This window comes from Spirosoma radiotolerans, from assembly GCF_000974425.1.
GTDB lineage: Bacteria > Bacteroidota > Bacteroidia > Cytophagales > Spirosomataceae > Spirosoma > Spirosoma radiotolerans.
The window spans coordinates 2,802,469-2,816,138 of record NZ_CP010429.1; the positions used below are offsets into that span (position 1 = coordinate 2,802,469).

The 13,670-nt window shown below is 48.4% G+C and carries 13 protein-coding genes; 4 read left to right on the forward strand and 9 right to left on the reverse strand.

All coding sequences use genetic code 11. From position 1 onward, the window contains the following. Positions 1 to 22 precede the first annotated feature (22 nt). Positions 23 to 559: a Rieske 2Fe-2S domain-containing protein gene (locus SD10_RS11350; protein ID WP_046573902.1), complete on the reverse strand. Its 537-nt coding sequence runs from the start codon at positions 557 to 559 to the stop codon at positions 23 to 25. Positions 560 to 865: 306 nt separating this feature from the next. Here SD10_RS11350 and SD10_RS11355 point away from each other — a divergent pair, with 306 nt between their 5' ends. Both SD10_RS11355 and SD10_RS11360 read left to right on the forward strand, forming a co-directional pair. Beyond that, positions 866 to 1,120 (forward strand): hypothetical protein, encoded by a 255-nt coding sequence (locus SD10_RS11355; protein WP_046573903.1) that lies wholly within the window; start codon positions 866 to 868, stop codon positions 1,118 to 1,120. 164 nt (positions 1,121 to 1,284) lie between these two features. Then, the gene (locus tag SD10_RS11360) at positions 1,285 to 1,821 is read left to right on the forward strand and encodes a response regulator (RefSeq protein ID WP_052731160.1); all 537 of its coding nucleotides are present in this window, start codon (positions 1,285 to 1,287) and stop codon (positions 1,819 to 1,821) included. Positions 1,822 to 1,883: 62 nt separating this feature from the next. Here SD10_RS11360 and hemF read toward each other — a convergent pair whose 3' ends face one another. The 8 genes from hemF to SD10_RS11400 form a co-directional block, all read right to left on the reverse strand. Next, complete coding sequence (hemF, locus tag SD10_RS11365) at positions 1,884 to 2,795, reverse strand: oxygen-dependent coproporphyrinogen oxidase (protein WP_046579381.1); 912 nt, start codon at positions 2,793 to 2,795, stop codon at positions 1,884 to 1,886. 24 nt (positions 2,796 to 2,819) lie between these two features. Next, a complete protein-coding gene (locus tag SD10_RS11370; RefSeq protein ID WP_046573904.1) occupies positions 2,820 to 3,446 on the reverse strand; it encodes an AlbA family DNA-binding domain-containing protein in 627 nt (208 codons plus the stop codon). Between the two features lie 576 nt (positions 3,447 to 4,022). Further along, positions 4,023 to 4,505, reverse strand: a complete 483-nt coding sequence (locus SD10_RS11375) for a hypothetical protein (RefSeq protein ID WP_046573905.1) — start codon at positions 4,503 to 4,505, stop codon at positions 4,023 to 4,025. Positions 4,506 to 5,224: 719 nt separating this feature from the next. Next, positions 5,225 to 5,746 (reverse strand): hypothetical protein, encoded by a 522-nt coding sequence (locus tag SD10_RS11380; protein WP_046573906.1) that lies wholly within the window; start codon positions 5,744 to 5,746, stop codon positions 5,225 to 5,227. A 181-nt stretch (positions 5,747 to 5,927) separates the two neighbouring features. Next, complete coding sequence (locus SD10_RS11385) at positions 5,928 to 7,310, reverse strand: APC family permease (RefSeq protein ID WP_046573907.1); 1,383 nt, start codon at positions 7,308 to 7,310, stop codon at positions 5,928 to 5,930. A 14-nt stretch (positions 7,311 to 7,324) separates the two neighbouring features. Beyond that, positions 7,325 to 8,263, reverse strand: a complete 939-nt coding sequence (locus tag SD10_RS11390; protein ID WP_046573908.1) for a heme-dependent oxidative N-demethylase family protein — start codon at positions 8,261 to 8,263, stop codon at positions 7,325 to 7,327. A gap of 22 nt (positions 8,264 to 8,285) precedes the next feature. Then, positions 8,286 to 9,356: a mandelate racemase/muconate lactonizing enzyme family protein gene (locus tag SD10_RS11395; protein WP_046573909.1), complete on the reverse strand. Its 1,071-nt coding sequence runs from the start codon at positions 9,354 to 9,356 to the stop codon at positions 8,286 to 8,288. Beyond that, positions 9,346 to 10,410 (reverse strand): DUF1611 domain-containing protein, encoded by a 1,065-nt coding sequence (locus SD10_RS11400; RefSeq protein ID WP_046573910.1) that lies wholly within the window; start codon positions 10,408 to 10,410, stop codon positions 9,346 to 9,348. The genes SD10_RS11395 and SD10_RS11400 overlap by 11 nt, the downstream gene beginning before the upstream one ends. A gap of 155 nt (positions 10,411 to 10,565) precedes the next feature. Here SD10_RS11400 and SD10_RS11405 point away from each other — a divergent pair, with 155 nt between their 5' ends. Both SD10_RS11405 and SD10_RS11410 read left to right on the forward strand, forming a co-directional pair. After that, positions 10,566 to 11,039, forward strand: coding sequence for an Lrp/AsnC family transcriptional regulator (locus SD10_RS11405; RefSeq protein ID WP_046573911.1), 474 nt, complete (start codon positions 10,566 to 10,568; stop codon positions 11,037 to 11,039). Further along, entirely contained in the window at positions 11,039 to 13,567 is a 2,529-nt protein-coding gene (locus SD10_RS11410) for a serine hydrolase (RefSeq protein ID WP_046573912.1), read from the forward strand. Before SD10_RS11405 ends, SD10_RS11410 begins: the two co-directional genes overlap by 1 nt. Positions 13,568 to 13,670 lie beyond the last annotated feature (103 nt).

Here is a 13,670-nt window from a genome sequence, read left to right on the forward strand (position 1 = left end):
GCTTATCCGAGAGTGGGGTTCATTAACTATAAACGACCAGCGTCGTGCCGTCGGTTGCAACTTTGTAGACGGTAAGGCCCCGGCTGCCAAAGCTATTTTTACCTTTGCCGGTCAGGTCAAACCGGGCACCGTGCTGGGTGCAGTAAAACTCCGTTTTATTAAAGATAATTGCCTTTTTTGGTTCATGGCTGCAGGTTTGGGTGACGGCCACGTAGACGCCCGTACTGACCTGGGCCACCACAATACCACTCTGCGCCAGATACCCGCCTACTGGTTTCAGGGCCGTCGCTACCGAACTGTTGAGGTCAATCGTTAGCAGTCTATTTTTAATGGTACTCAGATCGGTGCCTCCCGACGAAGTGGCGCTTGTCGGGGTTGTTGTACCCGATGCGGGCGATGTCGTGGTACTCGTTGAGGGAGTTGTTGCGGTCGTGCTCTGTGTTCCTGGAATTGTCAGCGCGTTAACGACAGTATCTTCGTCCCGCACGCAGGATGTAAGAGCCGCTACTAGGGCTGCCCCGGTGAAACCCATCGATTTTAGAAAATCGTAACGAGTCATAAAAAGATAGAGTGAAATGCTACGGTTGTAATCAATAGTCAATACGTTGAGTGCCGCTAAAACGTGGCAGCTTACTGATATTTTGGTATTTTTTTTGCTTGTGTACTATTACTTACATCGTTTTCCGGACCGTAAGAACGTGAACGTGAAATTGTGTCTTTACTCTGGGCGGTGTTAAAGGCGGAATTTTACTCGCTGAGTGGCGAATTACTTACCTTTTAAGGCATGAGCTAACCAGAAAGTAAATAATGTTGTCAGATCAATAACTATGGTCAATTATTGCAGTCCTCTCACTCACTGTATTCTATGATTTTATTCATTACTACCAAAGACAGTAAAAACCAACTCAGGAGTTTCTCCTGCTGGTTGACCAAGCTAGAAATTGCCTTCGATGTTTTAAGTCTAATCTCCGCAGGCGAGCAACTGGTTAACGTTGAGCTTATTGACAACAATAAACGCATTCAACTACCAGCGCACGTTTTTAAGGGCGCACCGTTTTCAACATCCATTCTCCAGTTAGAACAGGAGTGGCAACTCATTTTAAGCGAGCCCGTAAATTAGTTCATCAGTTGCATCCGGTAAACGTAGCGTTTGCAAAGAACGAAAGGCATTAAGTAATAGGTATAGTGAACATACAGAACATTTATACCATACAATAGGAAATTGACTTGGGCTTAACCAGATGCCTGTTTTTTTAAGTACAATTACTTAAAAAAACAACTTTTATGCCTTATCCTCTTTCTACCTCTAACACCTATTCGACTAAACGAATCAACGAACTATTGACGGTTTATATTCAGCAGGTCAATAGGGTATATCCTTTACCCCGATCTGTTGAAAAACAGCTATCTGGCTTTATGTTCAGTGGGATGGCTTCCGTCTGGATCGTAGACGATGATCCGGACGATCAGTCTTTCATGAAGGCTGCTTTTACAAGTATCCGGCCTGACATTCAAATCATGGCGCTGGATGATGGAGAAACTTTCTTATCCCGAATTGCACAGACCCGGACCTTACCTAAAATAGTCCTTCTGGATTTGAATATGCCCGGGATAACTGGCTTCGATACGTTAAAACGATTGCGTAGTAATCATAGTTACGACGATTTAACCATCGTTGTGCTGACTGCTTTTTCAATGGCAACGACAACTGATCGCAACCAGGCACTAGCTTTGGGGGCCAATCAATTTTATACGAAACCGAATACGTATAAAGACTTGCTTGCCCTCATTAAAACTATAACGGTACACTTATGTGATTGAGTTTTACCGTCAATAGCCTGCCCCATGCATGGTTTTTGTCAGCATCATCTGTCGCTGGCAACTTATGCCCAATCAATCCCTTTCTTTAGCAGACTCAACGTTTGTTCTTCAGGGCTGCCTGCTTCTGTCCGAAAATCATAAATCCAGTTGGCCTGTGGTGGCATACTCATCAAAATAGATTCAGTACGGCCGTTGGTTTCAAGCCCGAATTTGGTGCCTCTGTCCCACACCAGATTAAATTCAACGTACCGCCCCCGGCGTAACAGTTGCCAGTTTTTTTCGCGTTCGCCAAAGGGGAGGTGCCGGTTCTGGTGCATGAAGTGCGTGTAAATAGGCGCAAACGCGTTGCCTACAGCTTGTACAAAAGCAAACAGCCGGGCCTTATGAGAGGCATCAGAAGGTTTTAAGTAATCGAAGAAAATACCGCCTATACCCCGGGTTTCCTGCCGGTGAGGTATATAGAAATAATCGTCGGCCCAGGGCTTGAACTTCGCATAGTACTCAGGGTCATGCTGGTCGCAAACATGTTTCAGGGATTGATGAAACCAGCGCGCATCGTCCCGATTCACATAGTGAGGGGTTAAATCGATACCTCCGCCAAACCAGTTATGCCCGGTACTCATTTCAAAATAACGGACATTCATGTGAATGATCGGCATACCTGGGTTATGTGGATGCAATACGATAGAGACCCCGGTCGCATAAAACTCCGCAGGCTCTGTCAGATTGAGGGTGCGCAGGGTAGCCTCCGTTGCCTCGCCATGGACGGCCGAAAAACCAACGCCCCCCTTCTCGATAACGTTTCCGTTTGTTAGCAAACGCGACCGTCCACCGCCCCCGCCGGGCCGATGCCATTCATCTTCCCGAAATAGTGCTCCTCCGTCGGCGGCCTCCAGAGATTGGCAAATACGATCCTGAAGCTCCCTGAAAAATGTGGTGATTGTCTCTTTTGTAGCGGTCTGTTCCTGCATCATCATGGCCGCAAAGATACAACACGATCACTCCGCTAGTTTAAGCGCATACCGAACAGGCCGGGGTTTATCAATCAAAATCAGCAGACCTCGTTCAGCAAGCTGTCGGAGTAATTTGGTGGCCCGGTAGTCCGATATATTGATAAGTTTGGCAAACTTATCGGCCGTAATATGGTCATTTTTCCGAAGATACTGAATCAGGGTTCGCGCCATAGGCGATTTGAGTAATTCACGATCGGCCATTTCCGGCGTGATAATGAGTTTACTGGTCGGCATGGATTTATCTTTTGCCCGAACGTAGATAGTTCGTTTGCCCGATTCATCGACTACATAATGAGGCTTCTCGTTGCTTTCCGGAATGGTAACAACCAACACCAGACGACCATCCGGTGCCAGCGTTTCGTAGCTGATGGAGAGGGCGGGTTCAACCAGGCGGTCGGTGGCTTCTTCCAGTTTATCCATCTCCCGAAATTCAGAGGGTACCCCCACAATTTTACCGGGGTCGGTAACGCCAATGAGCAACGTGCCTCCTGAAGTATTGGCAAAGGCGGCCAGCGTACGGGCAATTCGGTAAGCGGACGAAAGTGAACGTTTGAATTCGAGCCGGGTATGTTCGCCCTGGCCAATTAAATCATCAAGTTGATTCCGGGTCATAGAAAAAACTACACGCTAAGATCGTTGTTGCGATTAAAGAAGATCATCGCTTTACTAGTACTCATTTTTGCCATTGCAGGTTTAAGCTGCCTCTGCGAGAGGTAAGATAGCACTTCTGTAACAAATAGTCTACTCAAATTAGATCAGATTGATTGTTGATTCTGATCTGGCTCGCCAATGCGCCACAGCGTAAAAAACAATCCTAACCTAGGAGCCTGTATAGGGAATGGATTGTCTAGTTGAGCGAAAGAAGTTACGTTAATGCTAATTCAGCAACTACTAGTAGTTTCTACTATAAAATAGGATAGCTATAGCGAAGTATTTTTCTTATCCTTTTAGCTAAGGATGTTAGTGTCCGGAATACTATTCGGCCTGTTAATAGTTAAATCAAGGCAATCCTTAAACCTCTAAATAATTTTATTCTTTTACTGCTGACCTGAATGATGTATTACAATCAATTGGCTAATTGAGCTGTATAGTCTATTACCAAACAGGGACCGGATTACAACCCGGTCCCTGTTTGGTAATAGAAATGATTTAATGGACTCTACAAGCGCTGGTAATGTATTGGTTACATTATTCCGCTTCGGGATTTTGTTTTTTTCGCCCACGGGGTTTGCCTGTATATTCTGGCTTTGGGCTTTCATTGGTTAATTTCAGTTCAAAACCAGTTACGCCTTCTTCGTAATCAAAAGGTTTAACCGTAAAGGTATATTTGGTTTCAGCAAAGTCAATACCACCTTTCTGGAGAATAAAAGGTAATGAAATTCCGTAGCTTTTAGCGCCCTGAGCGAGTTCGAAAGTTTGCTCCTGTTCTTCGTCACTGGGGATCAAATATAATGATTTGATCTTGCGCTTTCCTTCCTGGGTACCTACTTTAAATCGATTGCTATTGGGGTCAAATCCTAATTGAGTAATTGTTTTCGCAGGGAACACTAATTTACCCGTAGACGAAATGTAGCCTGTTACTGGAGCAGCCTTCGCGACGCTTTTTTCGCTTTTTTTCGTTGATTCGCTGTTCTCATCAGGAGAAAAGAACCGTATTTGTTTCGCTTTCATTGACAGTATATGAATTATTTTCTAACATAGACGAGCAAATATAGCAAGTCTTATCACTAAAAAAGAAAAACTGCATAATAACACTCAACAAAAAAAAATCTAATAGGTTTCCGAATTGGCATTTGTATAATTTTAATTGATTTTCCGACTTACTTAATTCATAGATCGGAAGGTGCACAAGTAGTATATGATTTTGAGACATAACGTAAACTACACGACCCTTTCTTTCTTAGCTTGCATGCCTTTATTTGTCAGTAACCTGTGCTGGGTATTTTGTTGTAAATGAAAAAGAAGCCGCCTTTTAATAAATTAATGGTAATAAGTTTACAACTGATGAGGAGCTAACTAATTAATTTTTTTTGAAATAGTACCCACTGATTACGAATGCGGAAGGTGGTTTATGTAGTAGTAAAAGGAACAACTTATAATGTACCCAAGTCGCTACTAAAACTAGTTATCAAGTATACTATTGCTTTATTTCCATCTGAAAAAACAAACCAGCAGGTCTTTCCTTCGTCTAGATTTACCTCTTTCTTATGACTTGATAAAGCAAAACATAGGTTAGGCAAAATACTTTATTCAGGTGTTTAGATGGCTCCTGGAACTAGTGTTCAACAGTACCTGATTAAGTTAAGGCGAATTGCCGATTTAGGCGTGAACAAAGCGTTTATCGACATCAGGCTTTATCGGTTTTGTCGCAGATGTTAGTTGGTAAGTGTTTAAGCGGATAATTGACTTAACCGGCTCAGGATAAGTTGGTACGAAATCTGGGCCTTAATCAGCCATACCTGATTCCGACTAATCATGGATTCATACTGACTAATAACCCGGGATTTTATTGGGCCTGCTGAGAAGTTTTTTTGCGTACGCTCAAGCAGTTGTTCAAGGCGGCTAATTAGCTTTTGATAATTCGCAATCTTCGTTTCAAATTGGCGGGCCCGATGCTGAATCAATGGAATAAGCAGCGTTTCATGTAAAGACGTTGACATGGCAGGCTCACTTAATAACGTCTGCCATTCTTTTTCAAGCTCTTGCATGGCTGCCATGAAAGGCTCACCATCAAAAATAGCAAGAGGAAGCTCCGTTCGTTTGCCTTCATCAACAATGTAAACCTGCAATAATGTACTGCCTTTCGCCACTATATCACTCAGAAATTCAAAAGCGACCTCCAGTTTGTCAAGTTGACAGGAAAATTTTCTGAATTGGTTAGTCTGGTCTCTGGCGGTCAGGAAAAGTACCATAAACAAGTGTAATTGGTCTCAGTCATTTAATTCGAGCACTACGAATTTAAACGGGACTTGGATAAAAATAGTTGGAAAATGTAATACAGTGGTACTTGTGTTCTTAGAAGGATACATTAAACGAAACAGCAAAGCACACCTCAAAATCAGATGGTTTTGGACAAACCCACACCGCTAACGCTTAGGTCAACGTTTCTACTTCATTTTCTTCACTCAACAGAGGGGTACGTTTATGCCAAAACCAATAAAATGGAAGCCCCGTAGCAATTAAACCCAAGCCTGTCAAGGCTTCGCGGGGTTGGTTAATCAGCGTCATAAGCACCAATAGGGAACAGCAGCCAAGGAAAAATAAAGGGATAAGTGGATAGCCGATAACGCGATAGGGACGTACTAAATTTGGTTGTTTACGACGCAGCAACATGACGCCGTAGGCCGTTGCTCCATAAAAAATGAAGGAAGCAAACACGAGCATATCCGTGAGCTGGTCAAAACTCCCGGACCAAACCAGCACAATAGCCCAGCTTCCCTGTAGTAAGATGGCTATGGAAGGGGTTTTGTAGCGAGGGTGAATAACGGCGGCTGCTTTGAAAAACAGGCCATCGCGGGCCATCGCATAAAAAACACGAGCGGGCATCAGAATTGACGCATTGGTTGAATTAGAGGTCGTGACCAGAATCAACAGTGAAATAAACAGAGCCCCTGCCCAGCCAGCCGCCTGTCGTACCACTTCCACAGCTGCAATTTTATTGGGAGTGCTGGCTAATTGGGCCAGCGTATCAATAGGAAGCACATACAGGTACACCGCATTCAATAAAACATAGATTGTCATAACAATGCTGGTACCTGCGCCGAGGGCAATGGGCAGGTTGCGCTGCGGATTTTTAATCTCTTCGCCAACATAACCGATTTGATTCCAGCCATCATAGCCCCAAAATGCCCCCAATGAGGCAACCACCAGCGAGCCAAGCAGGCTTTTGTGAGCCGCTGGTATAGGCGCCTGAATTGACTGGGTTAAATGGCTTAAACTGCCCATTGATGCCTGAAAACCAAGAACCGCAATCACCAACACCGCGATAAATGTCAGGTAAATAAGGAATCGGCTGAGGCCTTCGGCAAAGGACACGCCACGATAGTTGACTAAACTCAAAAAAAGGATCAGTGTCGTAGCAATGCCTTTTACGACCAACTCCGCCGGGGCGCCCTGCGAACCCGTTAAGGTGATCAGTGACTGGCCAAAAATGTGGGCCAGAGCTGCGATGGTGGCCGTTCGCATGACCGTAAACGCCCCCCATCCGTATAAAAAGGCAAATAAACGACCGTATACTTTCTTGAAATAAAGGTACTCACCGCCCGATTGAGGAAACATACCCGCCATTTCGGCATAAGTCAGGGCACCGGCTAAACTAACGACGCCTGCCATAACCCAGCAGGACAAAACCAGTAGGGGAGACCCTAACTCAGCCGCCATTGGAGCTACTTTTTTGAAAACACCGGAGCCAACAATACCACTAACAACCAGTAGGATAGCGGAACGCAGATTAAGAGAGCGGGCGAGTTTGGTCATGTAGAGTGGTTGAGTTAATCAGGTGAATGTAAGGTGAACGTGTCCAGGTAAGTGAGTAACGCGGGCATAAAGGGCGTCATGCTCTTGTAGTTGAGCATTTCGCCTGGTGTTGTGCGGAATACGTTTGCCAGGCGGCTAGCTGCGTCGCGTCGCTCCGCTATTTCGCTGGCCAACAGGTTTTGGTAAGTGTGAATACCGAATAAGATGGCTCCTGACCTGGGTAAGCGGGTTAGGGTCTGGCGTTCAATACGAATATACACTTGTTCGCCGATGGTTTCGGGGGTAAGTTCGGGAAGTCGGTTCGCGAAGAGGGCTTTGAGGGCGGGTGCATGGCGGCTGGTCATGTCCAGCTGGTTCGTCAACTTAACGCTCCAGTTCGCTCGCCAAACCGGGCGGCCTACGGGTAATCGTTCCATAAATTTATTAGCTGCCACCAGCATTGGCTCAACAATGGACACAATGGGGGCGTGAATCTGCCAGAAGGGTAGCCCTATTTTTTCGTCCAGACACCAGTCATTGGCAAAGCATAACTGACCAGCTACCAGCGTAGCCTCGTTACCCGCCAGCACGGTCAAATCCTCCTGCACCTGCCGACCCACCCAATCGAGTGGAGCCAGCGGCAGGGTTGAGGAATCGCCAAAAATGAATGATCTATTTTCATGCAGCAACTGGTTTTGCCAATGCCAGTGGTTGCCTTCTTTCTGAAGGGAGAACTGGCCGGGTGAAAACCGAACCAGGTTCGATAAAACGATCTCCAGAACCTCCCACTGGGCCAACTCATACCCAGGCAATGCCTGAAAGTAGTAATCAGGTAACTCGGTTAATAGCTTCTGTTTCAGTGCAACTTCAGATTGGTACCGTTCGTCCACGTCAACAAGCCGTTCGTTTTCAGTCAGGGACAATGTTCCCATTTTGTCGTTAAACTGCTGGCCGAAAGGGAAGTAAGGAAGCATTGATTAAGAAGTGATGAATGATCTACCTTATCCGCTCAACTCCCAATCCGGCCTGGTTGGTTGGCCGCATGAGGCCATCTTCCAGCATGAATCCGCCCGAAACGACGTCTTCGGCTAAGTCCAGGCTGCCATCCAGATCCAGATAACGTGTATTTGAACAGGCAAAAGCAGCATGCAGGGCGGCTGCAATACTGATCCGGCTTTCGTCATTACAGCCCCAAAATAAGGATATATCGGCAGAGTGAGCGATGGTCGCTATGTTGAGGGCGGCACGGATGCCCCCACATTTCATTAATTTTATATTGAATATACCGAAAGGTTGTGGCTGGTGCGTCAGGGTCAGGGCCATTTTTGCGTCTTTCAGTGACTCGTCGGCGGCTAACAGCTGGCGGGTTTCCTCCGGTAAAACTAGTAGATCCAGCTCACGGCCAACGGGTAAGGGCTGCTCTATAAGTTCGACGTTGGCCGAGCGGGTGGCGGCCAGAAAGCGTTCCAGATCAGCGATGGAATAGCCCTGATTGGCATCGACGCGAAGGGTCATTTTGTTGCCATACGTCTCCCGGAGCTTTAAAATACGCTCAACATCTTCCTCAACATGAAGCCCTGTTTTAACTTTAAGAACCCGGAATCCCAGTTCAGCGTAGCCAGAGGCTTCGGTCAATGTGTCCGCCACGTTCATAATCCCGATGGTTACGGAGGTAGGCAATGACCGGAGTTTCTGCCCATAGAACTGCACAATGGGAACGCCCAGATATTGGCCGAAGGCGTCGTGCAGCGCAATGTCCAGAGCGGCCAGCGTGCCGGGGGTACTCGGGAACTGCTGTCGGGCTTCGTCAATCAGGGCCGTAAACAACCGGATATCACGACCAACCAGGCCCATAATCCACTCACTTTGTAGATTCTGCAACGTTTGCTCCGGCGATTCCCCCACGACCTCCGGGTCGGGGTTGGCTGCACCGAGACCAATTGTTCCGTTGGCCAGTTCGATCTCCAGAAAAACATTCTCTACCTTCGTCGTTGTCTGATAAGCAATGGTGTAGGGCTTGGTCAGAGCCAGATTCCGGCTATAAGCGCGGATCGCGTTAATGCGCATGTGCTGTAGTGGTAAGGGCCTGAAGGATGGGTAAAATGGGCGATACACCTTCTTCCAGCGGTAACAAAACCGGAATGCCAAGCTGGTCGGCGTACTGTTTTTGAAACGCAAAGGCTTCTTCGCGGCTGCAATCCTCGGTGTTCAGCGCCAGCGCAATCACGGAGGAACCATAACACCGGATTAGTTCGATTTCGGATTCCACGGAATGGATGGACCCCCAGGCTGGAATATGGTCATAGTAAGTGCGCTTGGGGGCATGAACCAGCACCACATGCCGGGCATTGCCCGATACCAGAAACTCCGAGCCGCAGGGGCCGCTGGGGTTTCGCAGAGAGGCCTGTCCTTCAATGAGGAGCACATCGGCGCTGGTTTCCCGCCAGCACGAGAGCAAGGCATGCTCCAGTTCACCGGAAACGAAATCATTCAGGGTCGAATCGAAGATGAAGCCGTAGTTGACGCCCTGCAGCCAGCCGGTTTGCCCGGTGTAAATCATCTGCGCATTGAGGTTATGACGGTTGCAAGCCTCCTGAATCAGGCGTGCGGTGGTCCGTTTGCCAAGCGCGCAGTCGGTGCCCATAATGGCGATGATAGGCGCTGTGATCTGATTGATCTCACCGGTCCAGAAGTGCAGTTCGTGACGCGGTTTCGGGCGTCGAACGTCGATTAGCCGACCACCATAGGTATGGGCCAATGCGACCAGATCGGGTTTTTCGTTCAGGAATTCGTGTAATCCATTCACGACCGAGAGTCCATGCTCAAGACATTGTTTAATCTCATCGAGCATGTTTGGGGGGAGAATTCCTCCGCTTGTTGCCACCGCTACAATGGCGTAGGAGACCTGGCCTACCGTGGCCAGAGCTTGCTCTACAGAGGAGAAAATGGGAATTCCTCGGGGTTGCCCGTCAAGGACAGCGCCAGCGTCCTGGCCGGCCGTAGGCGCATCGACTACGCCCGCAATGGTGTACCGATCTGTGCCCCGAATCAGACCGTGAGCCGTTTTGGCATCGTTGGTGGTCAGTAAGCCATCGGTCAGCAAAATTGCCTGCTCATTCATTAGATAATTATGCTTATTTTTCCGTCAAAACTATACTTTAATTCTCATGAATGCGTATAATTGAAAAGAAAAATAGGAAATATTGATTTTTCTAGAATAATATTCTTTTTAGTTTTTGATTTCATAATTGGAAAAGAAAAACATTCGCCAACGGTATGCTGGATGATACGGATTTTCGCTTACTGAGTTTATTACAACGCGACGCCAAACGGACGATTAAGGAACTGGCTGAAGAGCTCGGCATGACGACTACGCCCATTTTTGAACGTATAAAACGAATGGAGCGCGACGGCGTCATTGAGGCCTATGTGGCGCTGGTGAATCAGGAGAAAATTGGGCGTCCCTTAATCGTTTTCTGCAACGTATCCATGCCTGATTATACGCCGGACAACATTGCCGAGTTTGAAAATCAGGTTCGTCGGATGCCCGATGTGCTGGAAGCGTATCATCTCGCCGGTACCATCGACTATCAGTTGAAAGTTGTCATGAGCGACATTAAGGAGTATGCCAATTTCCTGCAACAAATGGCCAAACTGCCCATGATCCGGGTCTACAGCAGTTCTATTGCGCTCTACGCCGTCAAACAGTCTACTATATTACCGTTGCCCACCAAAAATACGATCTCATAATGGCTATCCTTCGTTATTTTTTCCTTGTTTTTCTGGTTGGCCCGTTGTTGGCTCAGCCAGGCAGCCAGCCCTTGGCTACCCGGCTGAAAACGCTGGATTCCGTTCTGACACAGCTTCATCAGCGGGCTATGTTCAACGGGGTGGTTCTGGTGGCCGAGAAGGGGTCCGTTCGGTATAAAAAAGCGTTTGGTATCGCAAACAGGGCAACAAACGAACCGCTGACGTCCAGCTCTTCATTCAATCTGGCGTCCATCTCGAAGCAGTTTATTGCGCTAATGGTCATGCAGTTACAGGAGCAGGGTAAGCTTCGCTACGACGAACGAGTGCGGACCTACTTGCCCGAATTTCCCTACGATACCATCACGGTCCGGCATTTACTGACGCACACTTCGGGCCTGCCCGAATACTTCGATCTGGCCCAACAGTATACCAGCCCACTCGACACCCTCACGAATGACGGGATGCTGCAGTTGTTCACCGAACACAAGCCTCCGCTTACGTTTCGGCCCGGCTCGCGCTGGCAGTATTGCAATACGGGTTACGTTGTGCTGGGGTCGCTCATCAGGACTTTATCGGGTATGCCGGTAGAACAGTTTTTCGATCAGCAGATTGTGAAACCGCTCAACCTGAAAAACACGTACGTGTATTACCTCAACAGCAGGACGAAGCCCCATAACCGGGTGTATGGCTTCCAGCGGGAGAATGGCAAAAACCAGCTCAATGACCTGATTCGCCTGGACGGCGTGATTGGCGACGGGAATATTTATTCGTCAGCTGACGACTTACTGATTTGGGAGCAGGCCCTTAAAACAGGAAAACTGGTGAAAGCCAGTACGTTTCAGGAGGCCATCACGCCCGTCAAGCTAAACGACCAGCGCACATACCCGTATGGTTTTGGCTGGTTTATTGAAAACGGTGGCAACATACTGGCGCATACCGGCAGTTGGGCGGGCTTTCTGAATGTGATTGTTCGTTATATGGATACGCAGCAAACGCTGATTGTCCTGAGTAACGGTAGTGATGGCTCGGCTCGGCGTATAGCCCGTGAGGTGCTGGAAGGAAAATCGTTCACTCTCCCCAGAACGAGCCTGATTACCAACACGCGACTCATCGACGGTACGGGTGTGGCGGCCCGCAAAGCGGCTGTACGGCTTCGGAACAATCGTATTTGGGAAGTCGGCGAGCTGACCCCGTTTCCAACCGAACCGGTCACGGATGCCCACGGGCAGACGCTGGCCCCCGGCTTTATCGATAGTCACAGCCATCACGTATCGGGGTTAAGCTCGAATCCGGATGCATTGGCAGTTGTTAATCAGGGCGTGACAACCGTTGTGTCGGGTCAGGATGGGGGCAGCTATTCAATGGATACGCTGGCGGCTCAATTGAAGCGCCAGCCAGTGGCAGTGAATGTAGCAAGCTACACTGGTCAGGCAACACTTCGGCAGCAGGTGATGGGTGCCAATGGGCTTTATAGAACCGCGAAACCTGCTGAAATTGCCCGCATGAAAGACCTGCTTCGGGTCGAGTTAGGGAAAGGTTCACTGGGCTTGTCGACAGGGCTGGAGTATGAAAGTGCCTTCTTTTCAAGCCGTGATGAAGTTATTCAACTGGCGCAGGTGGCCGCCGATTCGGGTGGACGGTACATGAGCCACATCCGCAGTGAAGACATCGCGCTGGATGATGCCGTCGATGAGATCATTCAGATTGGTCGTATCACTAAGATGCCCGTTCAGATTTCACACCTGAAAATCGCCCTTCGCGATAAGTGGGGACAGTCGACCCGCTTGCTGGCCCAACTGGAGCAGGCCCGAGCGGAGGGCGTGAACATTACCGCCGACTGTTACCCGTATGATTACTGGATGTCGACGCTACGGGTACTCTTTCCAAAACGGGATTATACAAACGCAACCAGTGCCGACTTTGCCGTTCATCAACTCTTTGATCCCAGCCAGTCGGTGCTGGTGCGCTTTGCCGCGAACCCGGCCTACGCGGGCAAAACCGTTGGTGAGGTGGCCGCGCTGCGCCGGGAGAAACCCGCGCAAACGCTGATGGGTCTGGTGGCCGAAGCCGCTGCGTTTTCCACGAAGAACCCGGATGCCGATGGCGTCGAGGGCATCATGGGTAAGTCGATGGATGAGCCCGACGTGGTAAATTTTCTGGCCTGGCCGCACACCAATATTTGCTCCGACGGTGCTACCGATGGCCATCCAAGAGGCTATGGAGCTTTCACGCGGGTGTTGGGCCGTTACGTTCGCGAACAGAAGACGATGCCCCTCGAAACAGCCATCCAGAAAATGACCAGCCTGACTGCCGAACACCTTGGGCTTAAAGATCGAGGTTTGGTTGCCCCTGGCTACTATGCTGATTTAGTATTGTTTAATCCTGATACGGTGCAGGACAAGGCCCGCATCGGCGACAATAAAGCACGCTCAATCGGTATCGAAGCGGTTTGGGTAGCTGGACAACTGGTGTACCAGAACCAAAAAGCCACAGGTGCACATCCGGGGGTATTGATTCGGCGAAAATGATCAGATATCCACTTACGTATACGGCACTGACCTTTTTGTCATGCTGACGCAGGAAGCACCTTCGGTAGCAGTATTATTCGTCAATTGTCGAAGATGCATCCTG

Coding starts and splice junctions, on each gene's coding strand:
- SD10_RS11350 (WP_046573902.1), bottom strand. CDS start 559: ATGACTCGTTACGATTTTCTAAAATCGATGGGTTTCACCGGGGCAGCC.
- SD10_RS11355 (WP_046573903.1), top strand. CDS start 866: ATGATTTTATTCATTACTACCAAAGACAGTAAAAACCAACTCAGGAGT.
- SD10_RS11360 (WP_052731160.1), top strand. CDS start 1,285: ATGCCTTATCCTCTTTCTACCTCTAACACCTATTCGACTAAACGAATC.
- hemF (WP_046579381.1), bottom strand. CDS start 2,795: ATGATGCAGGAACAGACCGCTACAAAAGAGACAATCACCACATTTTTC.
- SD10_RS11370 (WP_046573904.1), bottom strand. CDS start 3,446: ATGACCCGGAATCAACTTGATGATTTAATTGGCCAGGGCGAACATACC.
- SD10_RS11375 (WP_046573905.1), bottom strand. CDS start 4,505: ATGAAAGCGAAACAAATACGGTTCTTTTCTCCTGATGAGAACAGCGAA.
- SD10_RS11380 (WP_046573906.1), bottom strand. CDS start 5,746: ATGGTACTTTTCCTGACCGCCAGAGACCAGACTAACCAATTCAGAAAA.
- SD10_RS11385 (WP_046573907.1), bottom strand. CDS start 7,310: ATGACCAAACTCGCCCGCTCTCTTAATCTGCGTTCCGCTATCCTACTG.
- SD10_RS11390 (WP_046573908.1), bottom strand. CDS start 8,263: ATGCTTCCTTACTTCCCTTTCGGCCAGCAGTTTAACGACAAAATGGGA.
- SD10_RS11395 (WP_046573909.1), bottom strand. CDS start 9,356: ATGCGCATTAACGCGATCCGCGCTTATAGCCGGAATCTGGCTCTGACC.
- SD10_RS11400 (WP_046573910.1), bottom strand. CDS start 10,410: ATGAATGAGCAGGCAATTTTGCTGACCGATGGCTTACTGACCACCAAC.
- SD10_RS11405 (WP_046573911.1), top strand. CDS start 10,566: ATGCTGGATGATACGGATTTTCGCTTACTGAGTTTATTACAACGCGAC.
- SD10_RS11410 (WP_046573912.1), top strand. CDS start 11,039: ATGGCTATCCTTCGTTATTTTTTCCTTGTTTTTCTGGTTGGCCCGTTG.